Source organism: Sodalis sp. C49 (assembly GCF_046352915.1).
GTDB lineage: Bacteria > Pseudomonadota > Gammaproteobacteria > Enterobacterales > Enterobacteriaceae > Acerihabitans.
The window spans coordinates 1,848,443-1,868,158 of sequence record NZ_CP163303.1 but is presented as its reverse complement, the minus strand read 5'-3'; the positions used below and the strand labels follow the sequence as shown (position 1 = coordinate 1,868,158).

Here is a 19,716-nt window from a genome sequence, read left to right as displayed (position 1 = left end):
AAAGAGATGATAATCTCAGAAAATGAATTGGTTATGATTGCCGGGATATTATCAGCATCAAAATACCCGCGCGGCGAATCGGAATAAAATACGCAGCCCGTTTACCTTCTTCCGGGCGTTAATCATCAGCGTCTGGTAAACATGCATCTTGGATCTATGTAATATAGAAACTAACCATTCATTACCGGCATAGCCGTCCCAAAGAGGGCTAGCATAACAGCTTCTTGGCAGCTTGGATAATGATCGCTATAAAAATATCCATTTTGCGAGGAATATTAAGTTTTTAAGCGGGCATCTATTATAAGTTACATTAGATGATGCAACGGAAAAACGATATAAACCCTATAGTTAGCATGGGGATAGGGTTGAAATGTTATAAAAACCTTTCGCGGTTAATTTATTTTAATAACAGCGAGCCCACGGCTCGAGGTAAAAATAAAATAAGGTTTTAATATTTAATGTCACTTTTTTTGATTTTCTTTCAATGGCCTTTTACTAAATTAATTACTCTGTTTACCGGCGACTAACACCGGGCCAGCGTTTTCGTTATGAAGGCTAATGATGCCAAGGCCATCTGCACTCTATCGCGCCGGCATGGCAGTGCCCGGTGTGGCATCGTCTGTTTGCTCCTGTCACCGGGCAGATGTTTGCGAGGGTTATAGACCTCTAAACGTTTTTACGTTCAACCCTTTCCTCACCCCAAAAAAGCGTGTCTTTCGAGGTTTTGGCGAAAGCGATTTCCAGCGCTTCATCACTGCCATCTTCCCAGATTTTCTGCGCCAGGGCCTCATCGTTATCAGCGACCTGGAAGATAGCTTCGGCAATTTCAAGGGACGTTTCCCGAATCTCAGCCCATGCTTGTATGTTATCCGCCATGGTTTCTCCTTAATGCGTTTTATAAGGTGGGTGGGTGCGAGGCATATACCTATTAATGATACAACCTGAACTATAGTGCAATTACGGGCAGACCGCCTTCCAGCCCGCATGGCCTGACAAGCGGCGCCGTGTTGGGGAACGGCGCTCGCGGCTGGCGCAACAAGGCGGGTCAGGGATCAGCTTTTCATTTTTAACGTAATACCGGCGACATATTCGCCCTGGTAACGGGCAATATCCAATTCCGGGGCCGAAGGCTGGCGCGATCCGTCTCCTCCCGCAAGCGTCGACGCGCCATAGGGCGTCCCTCCCCGCACCTGCGAGATATCAAACAGCTGTTTAGCGCCGTAGCCGATAGGCACCAGAATAAAGCCGTGATGGGCAAGCGTCGTCCAGGTAGAGGTAATGGTATGTTCTTGTCCGCCGCCGGTGCCGGTGGAGGTAAATACGCTGCCTATCTTGCCGTAAAGCGCTCCGGCGGCCCATAAAGCGCCGGTTTGGTCGAGAAAAGTACGCATTTGTCCGCTCATATTGCCAAAGCGGGTAGGAGTGCCAAAAATGATGGCGTCATAATCGGCCAGCTCCTGCGGCCTGGCTTCAGGGACATCTGGGCTGGATTTTCCTCCCGCCTGCGCAAACAGGTCCGGCGGCATGGTTTCAGGCACCCGTTTTACGGTGACCTCGGCGCCGCTTACCTTGCGCGCACCTTCGGCAACCGCCTGGGCCATGGTGGCGATGTGACCGTACATAGAATAATAAAGTACCAGAATCTTAGCCATATAAGTGCTTCCTTATCGGTGAGAAGATAGGGCATCAGCCTGCTGATGCCTTGATCGCTGGGATGATAGGGTATCGCCTGATCCTGCCTGGTGAATCCGCCTGATTGTCTTTAACCATAATAGTTTAGCCACACTATGCAAATGAATTATAATGGATTGGTTTTGCGGTGGCTGGCCTTACGATGAACAGGGTATTCATAAAGCCGATAAATGATAATAAATATTTCTGATTCCCAGGGGCAATAGTAATACCTTTCGACAAAATTTATTTAGGTTCAATGCATTACATTAGCCCGTTGAAATAATAAAGTTTTTTCATCGGTGTTTTGTTTCATATTATTAATATTTTGCCTGTCGGCTGCAGGATTAGCTATACTGTTTATCAAGGCGTTGGTAATACGCTGTTTGATTTTGTGAACCAGCGTCTTAATGAAGATAATGCTTCAAGATGATTATCTTCATTATGCCCTATGATTCTCTTAACTTAACTCGGAGGTTAACAATGACCGAACATCGTGGCGGTTCAGGTAACTTTGCGGAAGATCGTGAAAGAGCATCAGAAGCAGGCAGGAAAGGAGGTCAGCACAGCGGGGGAAATTTCAAAAATGACCCGCAGCGTGCGTCCAGAGCCGGTGAAAAAGGCGGCCGCAGCAGTAATAGCGGACGCCAGTCTTAAACCGCAATGGACATGACCACCGGCCGCCGGGGAAACCCGGCGGTTTTTTTATGCGTCAAAATTTTTTTGCGAGCAGCGGGTGCTGGTTATTATTGGGAAGCAGGCCAATTCAGGTTCGACCCCACGGTTTTTCACAGGCGAACCGGTCGCGCGTATTATGCCGGCAGATAACTGACGGAATGCTCCGGGCTTTCGCTTTTCGCATCAATCACTACACTCCATAACCCGCTGTATGGCACGCCCAGATAGGCTGTCGCCCGGTTGCTGACCCCGGGGATATCGCTGAATCCCAGGGCGGATGGCTCGGTAGGCTGCTGATTTTCACAGAGCAAATGAATATTGCATTTCTGGGAACAATGGACAACAACCGTGTCGCCACCAAATAGTTTCAGCCGCGTGCGAATAATGGACATGGAAAAACTCCCGATCTCAATGATGAATTTTAGATAATGCAGCATTTGCGTGAAGCGCATCACTGACATAACCAACAAACCACTGACCTTATAAAATCATTGAGTGGGCATAAATTTAATGACTTTAATCAAATTTTGTTGAGTTTAAAAAAAATAGTTGAATAAAAGCGCCCGCACTTGCGACAAGAGCGCGTCGTGACGTACAAAACCTGTCAATGGAGTCGCATATGGCCTGGCACGATCCTGTCCTTTGCCCATCATAAGGCCTTATGTACCCTGAAAGGTAACTGTCATCATGTCCTGAATTTTTCTCTGGTGCCAACGCCCGGCACCGGGCCGGCCCTTTCCGCCAACCCGGGATGTTGACCGGCGCTTATTGCCTGGCGCCGGCGTTGTGTGCAGGAACATCTATGCCTGCATCTTATGCCGGCGGGCAGATCCCGTCGTTTATGTTTACCTGCGCTTTGCACATTACCCTCTTTGTCGTAAGCAAAAAACGGTGGGGCGTCAGGCCAGCTAACCGGTGTGTGCCAGCGTAATGGCCAGTCATCGCGTAACAGGTCAGAACTCACCGACCAATAACGGCTTTATTATGCTTAGGTTGAACTCTGGTCAGGTAGATATAGACGTCAAAAATAGCACGCTGCGAGATAGTGAGGACTTAAAAATTTAATGGACGTTATGCATTTTATTCTTTTCAAAAAAAACGGTTCGTTACGTGTTGAAGGGGAATGCCATATTATTAAAAAAAATTATATTGTCGTGGCGGACCAGAGAATTATCACCGGTAAACAAGATAATGACGATGCAGTCTTTATCCGCTGTTACCCGGCAGACTTATTACACTTACGTCAGGACATTATTTTCGAGGAAAATTCTCTAACAGATTCTAGGTATGCAAATAAAATCTTGTATCGGTCATTCCCTATTGATAGTTTGATTATCGAAAGTACAGAAAAACTCATGCGTATGGCAAACAGTTTACCGAGCTGCTTTTTGTACCTCTATTGCCTTGGCATTGACAAATGTTATTTTTCGCACCTGTTGCGTCAATTTGTCGGCGTCAATATGAATAATACGTTACTGGACTTTTTTGAACAAAATTACCTGAAACAGTGGGCCGTGGCCAGATATGCCAGGGAGCTGGGCATTTCCCCCCCCAAATTGAACGTTGTCTTTTATCAACAATACGGGATGCCGATCAAACAGTGGTTAATGGAAAAACGGCTCAAGAAAAGCGGTGAGCTGCTTCTCACCACCACGCTGCGCGTGGCGGATATTGCTCTGGAGTGTGGTTTTAGCAGCCATGCACATTTTTCCGCCTTATTCCGCAGGCGTTTCCAGATTTGTCCGTCGCTATTTCGTACCATGGCAAAAAAAACCGCAAAATGATCTGTCATCAACATGGCTAATATGTAATCGCCTTTGTTAACAAGTGGTTAAGTGTGGCCATAATTCCACCAAATATAAGCTGCCAAACGCGTGTTTGCGCATTTTTGTTATAAAACACCACGAAGCGTTTGACAGGAGGGCTCAACTAGAGAATAATGCACGGCGTTGGGTCGTTAGCTCAGTTGGTAGAGCAGTTGACTCTTAATCAATTGGTCGCAGGTTCGAACCCTGCACGACCCACCAACAACCCCCTCCCTGTTGTGATCTGTATTACAATTTTAGACTCACCAAAACCCCAATATCGCCTCACGGCAATCCTGTATCCGCGAATAAAAATACCGCGCATTATTAGTTCGGCTTATTATTTAAGCAGGCATAACATAATGTATGCGAATATCCTAAAAGTGTCGATATCGCTATCACGCCAACTTTTTTAAATCCATTATGGGTTTCTGGGAGAAGTTTTTTGTCGATTTCCCAGGTTGTCGTCGTGTGAATGAATGCATGCTGATTAAAAACTAATCAAAAAGTCAATGTTTACCTGATGACTGCTTCAGCTGATGGCGAGTTTCAGCATGCGGTGTGAATAAGTGAGTATGGCCATATCACAAAGGCGTTGAATCCGGCGCTATACATGATCTGAAGGTAAAGTTTTCGTGGGTGCCAGGCTGTTAAAGGCGTGGGAGTTGCAAAATTTAATGCCCTTTCGCAGAGCGAAAGGGCATCAGTGATTGCTCTATTTTAATTTTACAGGCATGGATAAGTCCTTAAACATTTATTAAAATAGAGAATAAATCCGGGTTATAAGAATCTTGGGCAGGAGATTGCCATAACCCGCGGTGGGCAGAGATGAGCGGCCATTATTTATGGCTGCTGGAACCGCCTTTTTTACCAGCTTCAGATGCCTTTTCAGGATTGTTTTTGAAGCCACCGCCGCCGCTGCCGCTCTTCTGGCCGCCTTTTTTACCCGCTTCCGACGCTTTTTGTTTATCATCAGAGAAGTTACCGTTACTACCACGATGTTCTGCCATAATACTCACCTAAATTTATTAAAAACGATTAATAAGATTCATCTGAAGAATGGCAATAAAAATAGCGCCAAACCGAGATGATGAGTTGGTGGTATAAGTAATCCTTATCACCAGTAAATAAAGGTTAGAAGAGCTGGCGGAAAAGCGCAAATTTACATTTTGTTTGCGAATAATCTTACCATTTTTATATGGTATTGATTCCTTGTAGAAAATTTAAGTTTTGATCAATACCGCTAATAACGTTACTCCGTTGAATTTACATAGCAATATGAATTATTTTTATTGGCAAGTATTTGGCATTATGTTTTAATTCAATAATATCAATGCGTTAACTTTAATATAATTTTAAGTAATTATCTAAATGGAAAATTGTTATTTATAATAAGTACTAGGTTTAATGACATTTTCACTTAGGAAAAATACTGTCAAGCGCACGCAGGGCTGGCGCAGCGCCGGGTCAGGAATGTGCTGGATAGCATCAGAAAACTGGCAACGAGGAAAAATATCAAATTGCGGCCAATGGGCCACTAGCTGGACATAAAACCGGATGGCGGAAATAAGCGGCATCCGGTATAACGTTTAACACATACCTACAAAAAATGAATTATTTATGTTTATTTTCGTGGGATTTTTTGTTTTGTTCTCTGTCATGACCCTGCTTGGTTTGTGCGGGTTGCGCGTTGCCTGCTTCGTTGCCGGCAGACCGGTTTTCGTTCTTGCCGTTCTTTAGCTCAGCAGTGGACGCATTGTTTTTTTTGCTTGAATTTTCAACAGGTTTCTTGGACATGCTTATTCCTTAACCATAGATAACGACATTTGCCACTCTAAATGGGTTGGCCTACGAATACTGCGCCCTTCAGCGGCCGTTATTATGGATGTAGATCAATTTTTTTGTTATTGACGGGATTTCTTAGCAATGCCGACGATGTGTTTTATGCTGTGACTCTCTGGTTCTCGTGGCGGTGGGAAGCAAACCCCAGGCAATTACAGGCTTATGTTATGAATAGTGATGCGATACCGGTCGTTACTGTCAGGCGTTCACGCTGGCCCATCCTAAAAAAGATCTCTTGCAAAATAAAAAGCTAAAGATTATAGTGTATAATAATTATACTTGTTATTATTTTATGGTTGATTTCGCATCATGTCATGCCTGTTTATGATATTAGACATATAGTATGGTTGCGTCGTAGTTTGTTTTCCGGCGCAGGGTCTTTTACTCGACATAAGCATTCAGATGACTAACCACAGCAGTCGTATTATCCTCGATAAATCCCTTGCGACAGAAGGCATTACATCTAAAGTCGATCGTTGGCGCTCGGGTGTTAACGCCGCCTTGCTTGAATCCAATTTTTCGCATAGCCAGGCTGAACAGCTTACCTGGAGTGTCGAGGCTCATCATTTTGATGTGTTTATTTGCGGGCGACTGCGGTCTACTGGCCAAAGTCTCATTAATTTACCGCACAAATATGATAATTTAAATGACCATTTTATTTTGATGGTCGTGGTAGAGGGGGGTATTGAAGGCAAAGCGGGGTATGTTGATATTGAGCTTTCCCCTGGGGATATTATTTTACTCGACGTATTGCAGCCGATTAAAATGCAGATGAAAGAAGGGCGCAAGTCGAATTATGTCGATGTCCTTTACGTGGCTATCCCGCGCGCGCTGCTCTCGGAAATTGATGATTGCTGTCAACTACACGGAAAAATAATTCCCCAAAAAGATTTCCTGAGCCGCCTTATCGCCACTAATATTGCCGCCTTGATGAGCCACAGTGCTAATTTCAGCGACAGTGAGGTAAACCAGGTTGCAAGGCCTGTGATCGACTTTGTTATTTCAGCCATACGCTCTACTCACGCAATCATTCAGCCCATCATGATGGACACGAAAATACATATCATCACGCGGATTTGCGACTTTATTCAAGAGCATCTCCGTTTGCCGGCGCTCGGCGCGGAATTGATCTGTCAAAAATTCGGTTTGTCGCGCTCCTCGCTTTACCGGTTGTTTGAACCTTTTGGCGGCATTGTCGCCCATATCCGCAAAAAGAGAATCGTCGCCGCAACGCGAATGTTACTTAAACCGCAATATCGACAGTGGAAGGTGGCCGAAATCGCCTATTACTGGCAGTTTGAACCGGCCGCGTTTAACCGTCTGTTTTTCTCCGCTTATGGCCTGACGCCCAACCAGGCGCGCAAAGAGCATCACGAATTGTGGGCGCTGGAAAATATGAACGAATCGCAAGTAGTCTGGCTACGCTCACTTTGAAGGCCAAGGTTCGGCTCACTATCATCCAAGCCCTGGCGTTCGCGTTATCGCAGATTCATATCAGGGTTTGGTACTCGAACCGCAAGAACAGGTTACCAGGCTGCTGCAAGTACAATTTCCGACATTTTGCGGGCTGCCTTGTGGCACCGGATCGGAAGAGGCCCGGGGTTCAACGCAGCCAGTAAGAATCGATCCCGCCAGCGCAATCATCGCTAAAAACAATGCCTTTTTCATCGTTTACTCCTGCCATTTTTTTTGATTATAGCCTGCTTTTAATTAAATCCAGTATGGATTTCGCCATGAAATCAATACGAAAATAAGATTGATAGCGGTAAGGCGGTCAACCCGCGGCATAATAGCGTTGCCAAACGATGATCACCAGCAAGGCGGCGGCCGTCCAGCATAAGACCGCACCAAATAAGGCATAGGGCAGCCGCCAGGAACCGATAAGAAAATACAGGGAGATAAGATAGATCAGGTAGGGGATCACCGCCCAAATGCCGAACAGGATGGTGGTGCGCAGCGCATCGATGCCGCGCTCGCCGCCGACAATATAATGCGCGATAAGCGCAAAGGTGGGAAAGAGGGGAAGCAGTCCGGCAAGATAATAGTTGCGCGTTTTTGACAGCACCCCGATTAATACGACAATTGCGGCGCCCAACAAGGCTTTCAGTAATAAATTCATGGAATCACTAACGTACTTGAAGTCAGGATTGGCATTTTAGCATGGTTTACTTCAGGTCCGCTGTGGCCTATGGCGCTTACCCTGGCATCGGTTAAGAGGCACCCTGCCAGGGTATGCGCCTGAACGACTACTGCTTATAGGCGTACTTGATCTGTTTTATCGTATTGCTGAAGACATCCGCCTGCGCCGGGTCTTCCAGCTCGGTGATATATTTTTCCATCTTGATAATGACTTTGCCCGCGTCGGCTTGTCCCATGGCTTTGAGTATCAATGTCACCATGGCCTTCATGCAATTGAGCTCCTGCGCCAGAACGGCGTTATCATTGTCGGTGGAAAATTCAACATTGCCCATTGGGTCTCCTGGAATTTAATGTGGTCTCGGTCGATCCGGTTGCAGTGGCAAGGCCGTATCAACACCATTTCAGTGCCAATTATAACAGATTTGTTTTGGATATTTAACGAAACACCGGAGTATCTTCAGTGAAGAGGTTAAAAAATTTGCTCCCGCCAGGGATATAATTTACCGCGGGCAAAGCGGCATGGGCCGGCGAGGCATTCATCCGCAAGCGGCAATATGCGCTCGATAGCGTAAAATGTAAGTTCGAAAGTAATAACTAATTAATATTTTAATGAATATCTTTTCAAAAAGTATGATTTATTGATATGTAATTTTATAATTATTTTTTTTAATTCATTGTTTTTAATGTCTTTTCACTATTTTGTGCGACGGTCAACTTTTAAGCGATATAAACTGTGGACTGAATACCAATACGGAGGGCGAGGGTAGCGCCATCAAAGGATTGTGAAACAGTCAAGCGAATGTTGTTAAATTCTCTTGCCGTAGCTTAACCGATCTGTCTAAAATGAGTATCAACAGGTGGCACTGCTGAATTTTTATAGTATAAGCGGATATCTATATTCATTATTTACTTAAAAAGCAGTAATATTAAGTCATAAATATTTGATTCGCTTTACATCACTCCCTTTTTTTGGAGATTTTATCTTTGATAAGCGTTTTTCTTGTTGATGACCACGAATTGGTGCGTGCAGGGATACGCCGTATTCTTGATGATATCAAAGGTTTTAAAGTGGTTGGCGAGGCGCAGTGCGGTGAAGATGCGGTAAAATGGTGTCGCAGCAACTGTGTAAATGTCGTGCTGATGGATATGAACATGCCGGGTATTGGCGGTCTGGAGGCTACCCGTAAGATCATACGCTTCTCACCTGATATTAAAGTTATCATGCTCACCATTCACACTGAGAATCCATTACCTGCTAAAGTAATGCAGGCGGGAGCCGCAGGTTATCTAAGCAAAGCGGCGGCGCCTCAGGAAGTGATTTGTGCCATCCGCTCCGTCAATGCAGGCAAACGCTATATCGCTTCTGATATCGCACAGCAAATGGCCTTGAGCCAGCTCGAGCCACAGACTGAGACCCCGTTTGAATGTTTGTCCCAACGCGAGCTGCAGATCATGCTGATGATCACGAAGGGGCAAAAAGTGAATGAAATTTCAGAACAACTCAACCTGAGTCCTAAAACGGTTAATAGCTATCGTTATAGAATGTTTAGTAAACTTAACATCGGTGGAGACGTTGAGTTAACACATCTGGCCATTCGGCACGGGTTGTTTAATGCGGAGAGTTTATTAAGCAGTGACTGACAGCTTCAATCCTAAAGAATTTCTTAAAACCGTCACCAGTCAGCCCGGCGTCTACAGAATGTACGACGCTACGGACACTGTCATTTATGTCGGCAAGGCAAAGGACCTGAAAAAACGTCTGGCGAGTTACTTCCGTCTGCAGGTTTCCAGTCGCAAAACCGAAGCCTTGGTCAAGCTCATCGCCCAAATCGACGTCACCATCACCCATACCGAGACCGAGGCGCTGTTACTGGAACATAATTATATCAAGTTGTTCCAACCGCGTTATAACGTCTTGCTCAGGGATGATAAATCCTACCCGTTGATTTTCCTTAGCAGCGATACGCATCCGCGCCTGAGCTTTCACCGCGGCGCCAAGCATGCCAAGGGCGAGTATTTCGGTCCTTTTCCCAACGGCTACGCCGTGCGGGAAACGCTTGCGCTGTTGCAAAAACTGTTTCCCATCCGGCAATGCGAGGACAGCGTTTACCGCAACCGTTCCCGCCCCTGCCTGCAATACCAGATCGGGCGCTGTCTGGGGCCGTGCGTTAAAGGACTGGTGAGCGATGAGGAGTACCAACATCAGGTTGATTATGTCCGCTTGTTTTTATCCGGCAAGGATCAGCAGGTCCTGAATCAGCTGGTCGAGCGCATGGAGCTGGCGAGCCGGGCGTTGAATTTTGAAGAGGCCGCCCGGGCGCGCGATCAGATACAGGCGGTAAGACGGGTCACCGAAAAACAGTTTGTTACGGGGGATCATGAGGACCTCGACGTTATCGGCGTGGCGTTCGATGCCGGAATGGCGTGCGTGCACGTGTTATTCATCCGGCAGGGCAAGGTCTTGGGCAGCCGCAGTTATTTTCCTAAAGTGCCGATAGGAACCGACCTTTCCGAAGTGGTGCAGACGTTTGTCGGTCAGTTCTACCTGCAAGGCAGCCAGATGCGGACATTGCCCGGGGAAATTCTGCTTGATTTTTCCCTGCCGGAAAAAGATTTGTTATCGGAATCGTTAAGCGAACTGGCCGGTCGTAAAGTCCACATCCAGTCCCACCCCCGCGGCGATCGCGCGCGTTATCTGAAATTAGCGCGTACCAATGCCGCAACGGCGCTGGTGACAAAGTTAGCGCAGCAGTCCACGATTCATCAGCGTCTGGCGGCGTTGGCGGAATTGCTGGGCCTGGATGCCATCAAGCGGATGGAATGTTTTGACATCAGTCATACCATGGGGGAACAAACCATTGCTTCCTGCGTCGTGTTCGACGCCAATGGACCCGTGCGGGCCGAGTACCGCCGCTTCAATATAGAGGGCATTACCCCTGGGGACGATTACGCGGCCATGACCCAGGTATTGCGCCGCCGCTATGGCAAGGCGCTGGAGGAAAGCAAGATTCCCGATGTGGTGATTATCGACGGCGGCAAGGGACAATTGGGGATGGCGATTGATGTGTTTGCCCAGCTGGATGTGCCCTGGGATAAATCACGTGTTATTTTGTTGGGGGTGGCCAAAGGCACCGACCGTAAGGCCGGGTTGGAAACGCTGTTTTTCAAAGCCCACGGCGAAGGCATATCGCTGCCGCCTGATTCGCCAGCCCTGCACGTCATCCAGCATATCAGGGATGATTCGCATAACCATGCGATTACCGGGCACCGCAACAAACGCGCAAAGGTCAAAAATACCAGCGCGTTGGAATTAATTGAGGGTGTGGGCCCTAAACGTCGACAAACCCTGTTAAAATACATGGGCGGTTTGCAGCCTTTACGGAACGCAAGTCTTGAGGAAATTGCTCAGGTGCCCGGTATTTCGAACGCATTGGCAGAAAAAATTTTTAATGCATTGAAACACTAACGGCGATGTAGCAACATACTCGTTATCTCCGTCCAGCCAGATAGTTAACGTGGCATTATGCAATTGAATATACCGACTTGGCTTACATTGTTGCGTGTCGTAATGATACCTTTTTTCGTCCTGGCTTTTTACCTGCCTTTCTACTGGGCGCCCCTGGCCTGCGCGTTGATCTTTATCCTGGCGGCGGTCACTGACTGGTTTGATGGCTTCCTGGCACGTCGCTGGAAGCAAACGACGCGTTTCGGCGCGTTCCTGGATCCGGTGGCGGATAAAGTCATGGTGGCCATCGCCTTGGTCTTGGTGGCGGAACATTTTCATTCCTGGTGGATAACGCTGCCCGCGGCGACGATGATCGCTCGTGAGATCATTATTTCGGCGCTGCGCGAGTGGATGGCTGAGATTGGCAAACGCAGCAGCGTCGCCGTTTCCTGGATCGGCAAGGTGAAAACCACCGCCCAGATGCTGGCGCTGGTTGCATTGCTCTGGCGCCCCGAGCAGATCGTCACCGGTATCGGCATCGCCGCGCTTTATGTTGCCGCGGTACTGACATTCTGGTCGATGTTTCAGTATTTGAACGCCGCCCGTCATGATTTGTTCGAACACTGATCGAAGCGCCGTAAAAATCAACAAACAGGCGCCTGGGCGCGATAATTCTATTGACTCGCTACGTCAGGTCAGTAGAATGCAACGCATCGAAAGCAACGACCGATTGCCAGACGATAACAGTAAAAATTAGTAAGTTAAAACAAGTAGCTTTCATCGATGCGGGAATAGCTCAGTGGTAGAGCACAACCTTGCCAAGGTTGGGGTCGCGAGTTCGAGCCTCGTTTCCCGCTCCAGATGTACAACGAAGCCTTTTTAAGAGGCAGCAAAGGCGCGTTGGCAGAGTGGCCATGCAGCGGATTGCAAATCCGCCCACCTCGGTTCGACTCCGGGACGCGCCTCCAATATGTTATTCCCCGACGCCCGGGTGGTGGAATCGGTAGACACAAGGGATTTAAAATCCCTCGGCTTTATGGCTGTACGGGTTCAAGTCCCGTCCCGGGTACCACACCAGAATTCGTAATAAAAACAAAGTAGTATGATCAAGTTGATACCGCCGATAGGCGGTTTTTTTATGCCTGATTTCCTGTATTCCTAACATCACTTCCTAACATGATTTTTGTGAGTCGCATAACTATTCATTTTTTTTGACCGCCGACGACGGGTACCACTTCGGTTTTGCGATCGTAGCGCGCCGTCTGCGAGGCGTTTTTATGCCCGGAAATCACCTGTTTTTCTGCCAATGTACCCTCCAGATCCGATATGCCTTTAGCCTTCAAATCATGAAACGTAAAGTCAAAGTCTAGATCGGGAAACGTGGCCGCCGCGGTGAGTTTGGTATTACGCCAGCGGCTGTTAAACCCATCGCGGCTGTAACCGTGGCCGGACGGTTGATGAAGGATATACAGGCTGGTCACGCCAGGGGACTGCGGCAATCCTTCGGCTATAGCGATGGCATGGCGTAGGCGATCGCTCCATGCCTTAATCTGTTTCTTGCCGGTTTTGCCCTGAGTGATAAAAATCCCCTCGGCTAATAACTGGCTGCGCTTTAGCGACAATATGTCGGCCTGCCGGGCGCAACACAGGTAAGCCAGCTCCATAGCGGCGCGTACAACGTCCGGCGCGATGGAGTATAAAGCCTGGTATTCCGCATCGGTAATATAGCGATCGCGGGAGACCTCCTTAAATTGTCTAACCCCTTTGCAGGGGTTCATTTTCACTTTGCCGCGTTCATAGGCCCAGCGGTAAACGCGCGACATAAAGGCTTTCTCCCGGTTTGCCTGCGTTGGGCTTTTGACCCCACGTTTATCCATATACTTTCTGATATGCTCAGGTTTGATATTATTCGGCTCCATTTCACCAAACACTTTCAGCAACCTTGTGGCGTATTTACGGTAATCCTTCTGCGTTTCGATGGCCAGTTCGCTAAAATCCGCTGAGTGGAAAAACTCTTCGCTTAATCCGGTAAAATCACTGATAACCCGCTTTTTGCTATTCACACGCTCGAAATGGCTCCACACCTCGGATAGTGGGGCGTCAAGAGAACATAAAGATATTGAACCACCCAGTGCCGGGTGGAATTCATATTTGGTTTTTCCCCGATAGACGCGGGATGGTAGCGCGCGGTCGGCCGGATTCTTACGTTTCCCTGCCATCAATCCATCGCCTCGAAGTTAGGTTCCTGACTTTCTATCTTTTCGACGAAGCGTCGCGCGCCGCCGGGGTTCATAAAGTGGCCCCACGTGGTGCAGGGATGCCCATCGGCTTTTTTTATAAAGAAAATACCGGCATTTTTAAGCACCTCGCATTGCTTGGACTTATATCGGAATCCGGTTATCTCAATCATTTCTTCTAAAGTGATGGTGTCGTGATCGTCTTTCATGGTCTTGCCTCGTTATTCCTCTCAATCGTTCTATCGCCTGGTCTGCCGCTTCGCAGGCGGCGGCGATATCCTGCTGGATCATTTGCTGCTTACGGGCGGTAAAAAATAATCGTCCGATTTTCATATCTAATGCTGAAAGTAGGCAAATGCCCGGTCGCCATGGTTGCATGATGGTCTCCTTGTGGGGTTCCACCATGCTAGCCATGCGGTAGTATTATTTCTGATTCTCGTTAATCAGCTTTTTAGACGATCGGGGCAGTCGGCTAATCTTCACCGATTGCGGAAAGGCTATTGCCAATTGGCTCCGCGCCTGGGCTTCGATGGTGCCGGTATCGCCGTTCTCAAACGTCACTTTGATCACATCGCCGCGCGCCAAATAGGTTTGCAACATGTTATTTCCCGCCTGTTATGTCTTGTGGAATTGATAATCCGTTGCGCTTAGTGGGCGCCATACATATTTAAAAGTATCTTTCACCGAACGCGCAGCGAGCGGGGGCTTGTTTCGATATGCGCGCCGGGCACTATGACGCCAGTATCAATGGCGTCCTTGATGGCTTTTTTATCCGGTGCCGTTATCACGCTGGTATCGACAAACTCATCGGGCAATTGGCTTGCATTGTCGATAATCACCCTGGCCGATCCTTTAGCGGCGGTAAAGGTATTGTAGGTAGTTTTCAAACTGTCCTGATTCGCGGCAAGTAAGCAGTTTAAAATATAGTTCTTAAGATTTTTCGCCTGGGTTTCGAAGCTTTTTTTGCGGGCAGAAAGCCGTGCCGCCTCTTCCTCACAGGTTTTAGCCAGTCCATCAAGATTACGAATCAGGGAATAGGTCGAGTCAAACTTGTCGGCTAATGCGCCCTCGATGCCTTCGAGCGTATCGGCGATCATTTCCGGGGTAATATCGTCGCCGGTTTCCAGCAGACCCTGTAATTTTTTATAATCTGCGGCTAAAGCTATGGCGGTATTGCTCATGCCGTTGCCTCCGCGGTCAATTCAGCAATGCGGGATTCTTTGATTTCAGTCAGGCGGCGTAGGCGGCCTGATAAATATTTGGCGCGGTCGTTATCCGCTTTCGCCAATGCATCTTGTTTATGGATTTCAAGTTCGCGGGCGATGGTTTTATATACTTTATCGGCTTCGTTGACGGTTACGGCATGGCTAATGCTATCGGCATTCTTAGCCAGACGCTCATCAAATTCAGTCCGGGCAGCGGCAATATCCTCGGCCTTATCACTGGCATTTTTAAGCGAGAATTCTTGCTTCACTTCTTGGCGATAGGTGGGGTCGTCGTATAAACCTAGGAATACATCAGCCGAGAAACCCAGCAGGGAGAGGGCTTTTTTAATCGCATCGGTCAGGGATTTTTTAGGCGCTTCACCATCGGCATCTGGGCCATATTTGGTCGCCACGATATAAGGCGTACAGCCGAATGATTCGATATGGCCCCGTTCGCCGTTAAGCTGATACCAAAAATCGATTTTTATCGTGTGATTGATGGCGAATATCAGTCTGCCATCCGCATCGCGCAGCACTTTATTGCCGATGATGGTGCCTTTATCGCCATACAATTTTTCAACCAGCGGCGCGCCGTTATCAAAACGTTCCTCAACGACGGAATAACCCCAGCCGATACCGATCGGGCCGAATAACTCGGTCGCGCGCATCATCATATAGATGCCGTTAATACTGGTGCCGCCGCCGTTTTGACTAAAGGCCTTGGTAAATTTCTCATCAGTCTTTTGCACTTGGCGCCATATGCCGAGATTGTTTTGCGCGGTTGCCGGCAGGTGAGATATCTTTTCATCCATCTCGCCGGCGCGTAACGTTATATCTGCTGGTGAGGCAAAAGCGAGGTCGTTCGGTGCCTCGTTCTCATCGTTATTGGATAAGACGGTGAGCTCATCATTGGCAGGCGCCTCCATTGCGGCAACCGCTAATGTTGGCTGGTCTGACGGATTTTCCCCTGAAGGGGGTTCATCATTAGACTTGGCCGCTGATGCTCCGTCAAAATCCACGGCAAACACACCGTATCCCAATGAGGTTAATGTGGTTTTGGCATCGTTCGCCGTTTGGTCAGAAATGGGCTGGTCGTCAATCTCTGATATCACAGCTACTGACTTGACCGCCTGGCGGAGATATTGGCGCAGGGCGGGTAAATCATTCATTAGGTCAGGTAACTTTTTACCGTGATTGATAATACCGAATACCGCTTCTCGGGGGATAGCGAGCGCGGATTTTCCCAACAGCCTAAATTCAATGGACCAAATTTCATAAGCTTTATCATGGGCGGCAATCAACTCTTTGCCTGTGGCGATTTGGGCGCCGCGTATGCCCCAGCAGTCGATATCATCGTGGCTTAGCGCTATCGCGATTTCCATATCTAACCCATCAAAGCTTTGCGGTGAAGTGCGGGGCTTGAACGGCCCCTTAATTATCGGGGCGATATTAGAATCAGAAGGTAAAGTTGCCGGCGCGATAATAGCCGGCGAATTCGACTTACCGGTCAGCGCCGGGCGTTCCCGCGGCGCGGCAATCCATTTTTCAGCAAAGGTTTTGATTTCCGCCATGGCGGGAAGTTTTGGATATTGCGCGATAATATCGGCTATCAGTGATTTCAGCGAATCCGGATACATTTGCGCCAGGGCCGGAATGGCAGCAAGCGCCTGAATGATGGCTATCAGCCCGGGGTTCGATTCTTCGTCATGAATGAAATCGTTTACCATGGACAGATCCTGCTGGGAAATGGCCGGGTTATCGAATAGCAGCATTGTGGCCACTTTGGCCTCGATGGGCAGTTTGCCGAAGTCGATCATCGCTTCGCCATCCTCCTCGACAGCAGGCGGTGCCTCAACGACCGGCGTTTTCTTTTGCCATAACCCGTCAATTAACTGGTTTTCTTGGGCAAACTTATCGTCAAAACGGCCCAGAGCAGGGCGGTTACCGCCAACCCGATCCTCTACCAGTTTTGGATTGAAAAAATTATCGCTGCCGCCTGGCATATCTTCTTCCAGTTTCATCACGGCGGCCATCGATGCCAATTTCTGCGTTTTGGCTTCGAGTGCGATTACCAGCGGGATAGCGCCATTTTTCTGCGCTGATTTTTTTGGCTCAAATAAACAGATAAATACGCTCATGGTCTTGCCTCTTGTCATAAAAGAATTTAAAACGGCAGTCCGTCGAACTCATCGTCCGAGGTAGAAGCATCGGTCTTATGCTCCTGACACCGCAGGCTTTGAATCTGGTTCTCGATAAATTCAACCTGCAGCTCGGCTTTATCGACAATCTCTTGCTGGGTCATACGCAAGGAAGTGACTTCGGCGGTTAACAGATCGGCAGAGGAAAGGTCGATAACCAGCTCATGGGTGCGTAGCGGGATATAGGTGCTATCAATTTTGCTACGGTCAAAATCAGAAATGCGGATTTCGGTTTCGCCGGTTATGCCGCGGTTGGCGCAAATATACAGCTTTACAGCGATCTGCTTGGGGAGGGTTAGTGCTTTCATAGCAACCTCTGATACAATATTGATAAGGTCAACGTTCGCGTTGGTCTTGCCTCTGCTACAGGGTTGGTCCCCTGTAGCAATTCCCGGTTAACTTTGGTCGGTGACCCGGGGTGAGAAGGCCCGCTCCGGCGGGCTTTTTTGCGTCTAATGCAGTGAAACCGGCGAACAGCATTTAGCAATATCCGCCATTATCTGGCGCACGATATCGTTGCGTTCGGTTTTCCTGGCCCAGGATGACTGCAACATCGGCGATAATTGCCGGCTGAGATAGTCGGCGTGATGGATCTCATTCAACACCTCAACTTTTGCGTTAAGCTCGGCAATCGTGCCCAGTGCGCACTGGATGCCGTCAAACTGGCCCAACTGATAACCGCCGGTCAATTTCACCACCCAGGGGTATGCTTTGTCTTGCTGACGGCATAGAAACGCGGCCGTTGCTTTATTGATGCTAATCTCCGCGGCATCATGCGTTATGCCGGTTACTGTTATTACATTCACTTTCATTGGTCTTGCCTCTTGGTCAAAATGCAAAAAAAGAACCCCGTAACGTGGGGAATACGGCCAGCTCGCAAAGTTTCACCGCGGTGGTCACCGGCTTATCCAGATTGCTGGCACCCGCAACGCCGTTTTAGAAACTGAGGTGGAAAGATTAAGACCTCTAATGTGCTGGCTGCACCTGTTCGGCACCGGGTGCTGGCCTTGCCGGTTACGCTTTCGGCGTCGCTTAAACGACCGCTATAAAAAATCACTACACGCTATGGTCATAACGAGTTTGTCCGGGATACCGGAGTGATGGTGTGTTGTTGGTCTTGCCTCGCCACGTTTTCCCGCTGTGGCCACGTCTTAAAACAATGCTCGTCTTTCCGAGCCGCCAGAACGAACTGCAACCTAAAATCACTGCTGTGCCGGTTAATAATGTGCGAATCATCCCGATCTTCTACGCCTCGGGCGGCTACGTTCGTGGGTTATCCATGCCTGCTTCGCTGGAATAAATAATGCTACTTAAAGTAGTCTTAGTCAACTATAAAAAGTAGCTATGAAATGATTTTTAATGCAACTTTAAGCAGTGAAAGGATTTTTTAGACAAAAAACCGACTTAATGTCGGTTCATAAGCGAGGGGTTTATTGCGACTGTTTCAGGCAAAATCATGGAACTGTAATGGTAATTGCTTGATTAATTTACCAAAAAAATTGAGTTCATGCATTTCGTTTTCTTCAATAGAGAAGGGAGGGTATTTCTCATTGTCAGAAAGAACTGATAATTTACGGCCCTTAACCCGTTGCAAGCGTTTAACGAATGTAGATTCTTCAAACGAAAAAACATATATGCCATCGCCGGTAAAATGATCTACCGATGTATCAATAAACAGCAGATCCCGAGGATTCAATGTAGGCATCATACTGTCGCCATCAACATTCATGATGTAAACACCATTCAATGATTTGCGGCCAAATAATTCGTAAATCCGTTCTTTCGGTATCTCTATAGAACGGATTATCTCAGGAAAATCGCGATTGATATAACCGTTTCCCGCAGAAGCATAGGCTTCGATTTGTTCAATCCTTTCAGAGTCTTTTGCTGTGTTTGATAAAGTAGGTTCGCCATAGCCATAGTCAAGATAAGCTGGCGAAACCTCAAAGTGATCCGCAATTTTTATCATTTTCTCGTCTCTGGGTTTTGCTGTGCCCAGGGTGTAACGACGCGCCATCTCATAAGAGACGCCGCTAATAGTTTTCAAGGTGCTTATGTCAACCTTGGATTGCTGCATAAGCAGGTTAAGCCGCTCAGCAAAGTCCCGGTATTTATCTAGTTTTTCTACCATAAGTAGAAGATTAGCCCCGCGGTGTGCGTTAGTCATCTCTATTTTTAGTTGTTGATATTTACTACTTAAAGTAGCATTATTGCTGTGTTAACTATTTTGGAGGTAAGAATGTCTACTCAATGCAAAAATATTACTGATAGGGCTGTCAGAGCCGTTGGTTCGATTTCATCTGTCTCGCGCGCCTTTAACTTCAAATCAGTTCAATCGGTTGCTAACTGGATAATCAATGACCAAGTGCCAGCAGAGCGGGTAATCCAACTTTGCACCATGGGACAATGGGTCATTACCCCACATCAACTTAGGCCCGATCTTTACCCAAACCCAAGTGATGGACTGCCAAACGAAGCAGCAGCTTAATTCAACGG

23 protein-coding genes and 4 tRNA genes are annotated in these 19,716 nt (G+C 47.8%); 12 read left to right on the top strand and 15 right to left on the bottom strand.

Annotated features, from left to right (window positions below):
• Positions 1-666: 666 nt before the first annotated feature.
• Together ABUK12_RS08445 and wrbA are read right to left on the bottom strand one after the other, a co-directional pair.
• Positions 667-876 carry a YccJ family protein gene (locus tag ABUK12_RS08445; RefSeq protein WP_410015860.1) on the bottom strand — a complete coding sequence of 70 codons (210 nt, stop codon included), beginning with the start codon at positions 874-876 and terminating at the stop codon, positions 667-669.
• A gap of 176 nt (positions 877-1,052) precedes the next feature.
• Positions 1,053-1,652, bottom strand: a complete 600-nt coding sequence (gene wrbA, locus ABUK12_RS08440; RefSeq protein WP_410015859.1) for an NAD(P)H:quinone oxidoreductase — start codon at positions 1,650-1,652, stop codon at positions 1,053-1,055.
• Between the two features lie 502 nt (positions 1,653-2,154).
• Here wrbA and ABUK12_RS08435 point away from each other — a divergent pair.
• On the top strand, positions 2,155-2,328 hold the full coding sequence (locus ABUK12_RS08435; RefSeq protein WP_410015858.1) for a general stress protein: 174 nt from the start codon (positions 2,155-2,157) through the stop codon (positions 2,326-2,328).
• A 155-nt stretch (positions 2,329-2,483) separates the two neighbouring features.
• Here ABUK12_RS08435 and ABUK12_RS08430 read toward each other — a convergent pair whose 3' ends face one another.
• Complete coding sequence (locus tag ABUK12_RS08430) at positions 2,484-2,741, bottom strand: DUF1883 domain-containing protein (protein ID WP_410016585.1); 258 nt, start codon at positions 2,739-2,741, stop codon at positions 2,484-2,486.
• A gap of 672 nt (positions 2,742-3,413) precedes the next feature.
• On the opposite strand from ABUK12_RS08430, the gene ABUK12_RS08425 reads away from it, so the two are divergent.
• The gene (locus tag ABUK12_RS08425) at positions 3,414-4,133 is read left to right on the top strand and encodes a helix-turn-helix transcriptional regulator (protein ID WP_410015857.1); all 720 of its coding nucleotides are present in this window, start codon (positions 3,414-3,416) and stop codon (positions 4,131-4,133) included.
• 167 nt (positions 4,134-4,300) lie between these two features.
• Positions 4,301-4,376, top strand: a tRNA-Lys gene (locus tag ABUK12_RS08420).
• A 617-nt stretch (positions 4,377-4,993) separates the two neighbouring features.
• Here ABUK12_RS08420 and ABUK12_RS08415 read toward each other — a convergent pair.
• Together ABUK12_RS08415 and ABUK12_RS08410 are read right to left on the bottom strand one after the other, a co-directional pair.
• Complete coding sequence (locus tag ABUK12_RS08415; RefSeq protein WP_410015856.1) at positions 4,994-5,164, bottom strand: KGG domain-containing protein; 171 nt, start codon at positions 5,162-5,164, stop codon at positions 4,994-4,996.
• Between the two features lie 604 nt (positions 5,165-5,768).
• The gene (locus tag ABUK12_RS08410; protein ID WP_410015855.1) at positions 5,769-5,951 is read right to left on the bottom strand and encodes a hypothetical protein; all 183 of its coding nucleotides are present in this window, start codon (positions 5,949-5,951) and stop codon (positions 5,769-5,771) included.
• Positions 5,952-6,398: 447 nt separating this feature from the next.
• Here ABUK12_RS08410 and ABUK12_RS08405 point away from each other — a divergent pair, with 447 nt between their 5' ends.
• Complete coding sequence (locus tag ABUK12_RS08405) at positions 6,399-7,430, top strand: helix-turn-helix domain-containing protein (protein WP_410015854.1); 1,032 nt, start codon at positions 6,399-6,401, stop codon at positions 7,428-7,430.
• A 340-nt stretch (positions 7,431-7,770) separates the two neighbouring features.
• Here the strand turns inward: ABUK12_RS08405 and ABUK12_RS08400 are convergent, their stop codons facing one another.
• Both ABUK12_RS08400 and ABUK12_RS08395 read right to left on the bottom strand, forming a co-directional pair.
• Positions 7,771-8,115, bottom strand: a complete 345-nt coding sequence (locus tag ABUK12_RS08400; RefSeq protein WP_410015853.1) for a GlpM family protein — start codon at positions 8,113-8,115, stop codon at positions 7,771-7,773.
• Between the two features lie 127 nt (positions 8,116-8,242).
• The gene (locus ABUK12_RS08395) at positions 8,243-8,467 is read right to left on the bottom strand and encodes a DUF2594 family protein (protein WP_410015852.1); all 225 of its coding nucleotides are present in this window, start codon (positions 8,465-8,467) and stop codon (positions 8,243-8,245) included.
• Positions 8,468-9,119: 652 nt separating this feature from the next.
• On the opposite strand from ABUK12_RS08395, the gene uvrY reads away from it, so the two are divergent.
• The 6 genes from uvrY to ABUK12_RS08365 all read left to right on the top strand — a co-directional run bounded on the left by uvrY (position 9,120) and on the right by ABUK12_RS08365 (position 12,652).
• Positions 9,120-9,776, top strand: coding sequence for a UvrY/SirA/GacA family response regulator transcription factor (gene uvrY, locus ABUK12_RS08390; protein ID WP_410015851.1), 657 nt, complete (start codon positions 9,120-9,122; stop codon positions 9,774-9,776).
• On the top strand, positions 9,769-11,601 hold the full coding sequence (uvrC, locus tag ABUK12_RS08385) for an excinuclease ABC subunit UvrC (protein ID WP_410015850.1): 1,833 nt from the start codon (positions 9,769-9,771) through the stop codon (positions 11,599-11,601). The genes uvrY and uvrC overlap by 8 nt, the downstream gene beginning before the upstream one ends.
• Positions 11,602-11,658: 57 nt before the next feature.
• Positions 11,659-12,207 (top strand): CDP-diacylglycerol--glycerol-3-phosphate 3-phosphatidyltransferase, encoded by a 549-nt coding sequence (gene pgsA / locus ABUK12_RS08380; protein WP_410015849.1) that lies wholly within the window; start codon positions 11,659-11,661, stop codon positions 12,205-12,207.
• Positions 12,208-12,365: 158 nt separating this feature from the next.
• Positions 12,366-12,440: transfer RNA gene (locus ABUK12_RS08375), tRNA-Gly, on the top strand.
• A 34-nt stretch (positions 12,441-12,474) separates the two neighbouring features.
• A tRNA-Cys gene (locus ABUK12_RS08370) sits at positions 12,475-12,548 on the top strand.
• Positions 12,549-12,565: 17 nt separating this feature from the next.
• Positions 12,566-12,652, top strand: a tRNA-Leu gene (locus tag ABUK12_RS08365).
• 130 nt (positions 12,653-12,782) lie between these two features.
• Here ABUK12_RS08365 and ABUK12_RS08360 read toward each other — a convergent pair.
• The 7 genes from ABUK12_RS08360 to ABUK12_RS08330 form a co-directional block, all read right to left on the bottom strand.
• The gene (locus tag ABUK12_RS08360) at positions 12,783-13,799 is read right to left on the bottom strand and encodes a tyrosine-type recombinase/integrase (protein ID WP_410015848.1); all 1,017 of its coding nucleotides are present in this window, start codon (positions 13,797-13,799) and stop codon (positions 12,783-12,785) included.
• On the bottom strand, positions 13,799-14,026 hold the full coding sequence (locus ABUK12_RS08355; RefSeq protein WP_410015847.1) for a DUF4224 domain-containing protein: 228 nt from the start codon (positions 14,024-14,026) through the stop codon (positions 13,799-13,801). Before ABUK12_RS08355 ends, ABUK12_RS08360 begins: the two co-directional genes overlap by 1 nt.
• 214 nt (positions 14,027-14,240) lie before the next feature.
• Positions 14,241-14,417 carry a hypothetical protein gene (locus tag ABUK12_RS08350; protein WP_410015846.1) on the bottom strand — a complete coding sequence of 59 codons (177 nt, stop codon included), beginning with the start codon at positions 14,415-14,417 and terminating at the stop codon, positions 14,241-14,243.
• A gap of 80 nt (positions 14,418-14,497) precedes the next feature.
• On the bottom strand, positions 14,498-14,998 hold the full coding sequence (locus tag ABUK12_RS08345) for a siphovirus Gp157 family protein (RefSeq protein WP_410015845.1): 501 nt from the start codon (positions 14,996-14,998) through the stop codon (positions 14,498-14,500).
• Positions 14,995-17,160 carry a hypothetical protein gene (locus ABUK12_RS08340; RefSeq protein ID WP_410015844.1) on the bottom strand — a complete coding sequence of 722 codons (2,166 nt, stop codon included), beginning with the start codon at positions 17,158-17,160 and terminating at the stop codon, positions 14,995-14,997. Before ABUK12_RS08340 ends, ABUK12_RS08345 begins: the two co-directional genes overlap by 4 nt.
• A 26-nt stretch (positions 17,161-17,186) precedes the next feature.
• A complete protein-coding gene (locus tag ABUK12_RS08335; protein WP_410015843.1) occupies positions 17,187-17,528 on the bottom strand; it encodes a hypothetical protein in 342 nt (113 codons plus the stop codon).
• A gap of 144 nt (positions 17,529-17,672) precedes the next feature.
• Entirely contained in the window at positions 17,673-18,032 is a 360-nt protein-coding gene (locus ABUK12_RS08330) for a hypothetical protein (protein WP_410015842.1), read from the bottom strand.
• Between the two features lie 293 nt (positions 18,033-18,325).
• Between ABUK12_RS08330 and ABUK12_RS08325 the strand changes: the two genes are divergently transcribed.
• A complete protein-coding gene (locus ABUK12_RS08325) occupies positions 18,326-18,520 on the top strand; it encodes a hypothetical protein (protein ID WP_410015841.1) in 195 nt (64 codons plus the stop codon).
• Between the two features lie 144 nt (positions 18,521-18,664).
• Here ABUK12_RS08325 and ABUK12_RS08320 read toward each other — a convergent pair whose 3' ends face one another.
• Complete coding sequence (locus ABUK12_RS08320; RefSeq protein ID WP_410015840.1) at positions 18,665-19,351, bottom strand: S24 family peptidase; 687 nt, start codon at positions 19,349-19,351, stop codon at positions 18,665-18,667.
• A 108-nt stretch (positions 19,352-19,459) separates the two neighbouring features.
• Here ABUK12_RS08320 and ABUK12_RS08315 point away from each other — a divergent pair, with 108 nt between their 5' ends.
• Positions 19,460-19,708: a YdaS family helix-turn-helix protein gene (locus ABUK12_RS08315; RefSeq protein ID WP_410015839.1), complete on the top strand. Its 249-nt coding sequence runs from the start codon at positions 19,460-19,462 to the stop codon at positions 19,706-19,708.
• The last annotated feature ends 8 nt before the right edge of the window (positions 19,709-19,716 follow it).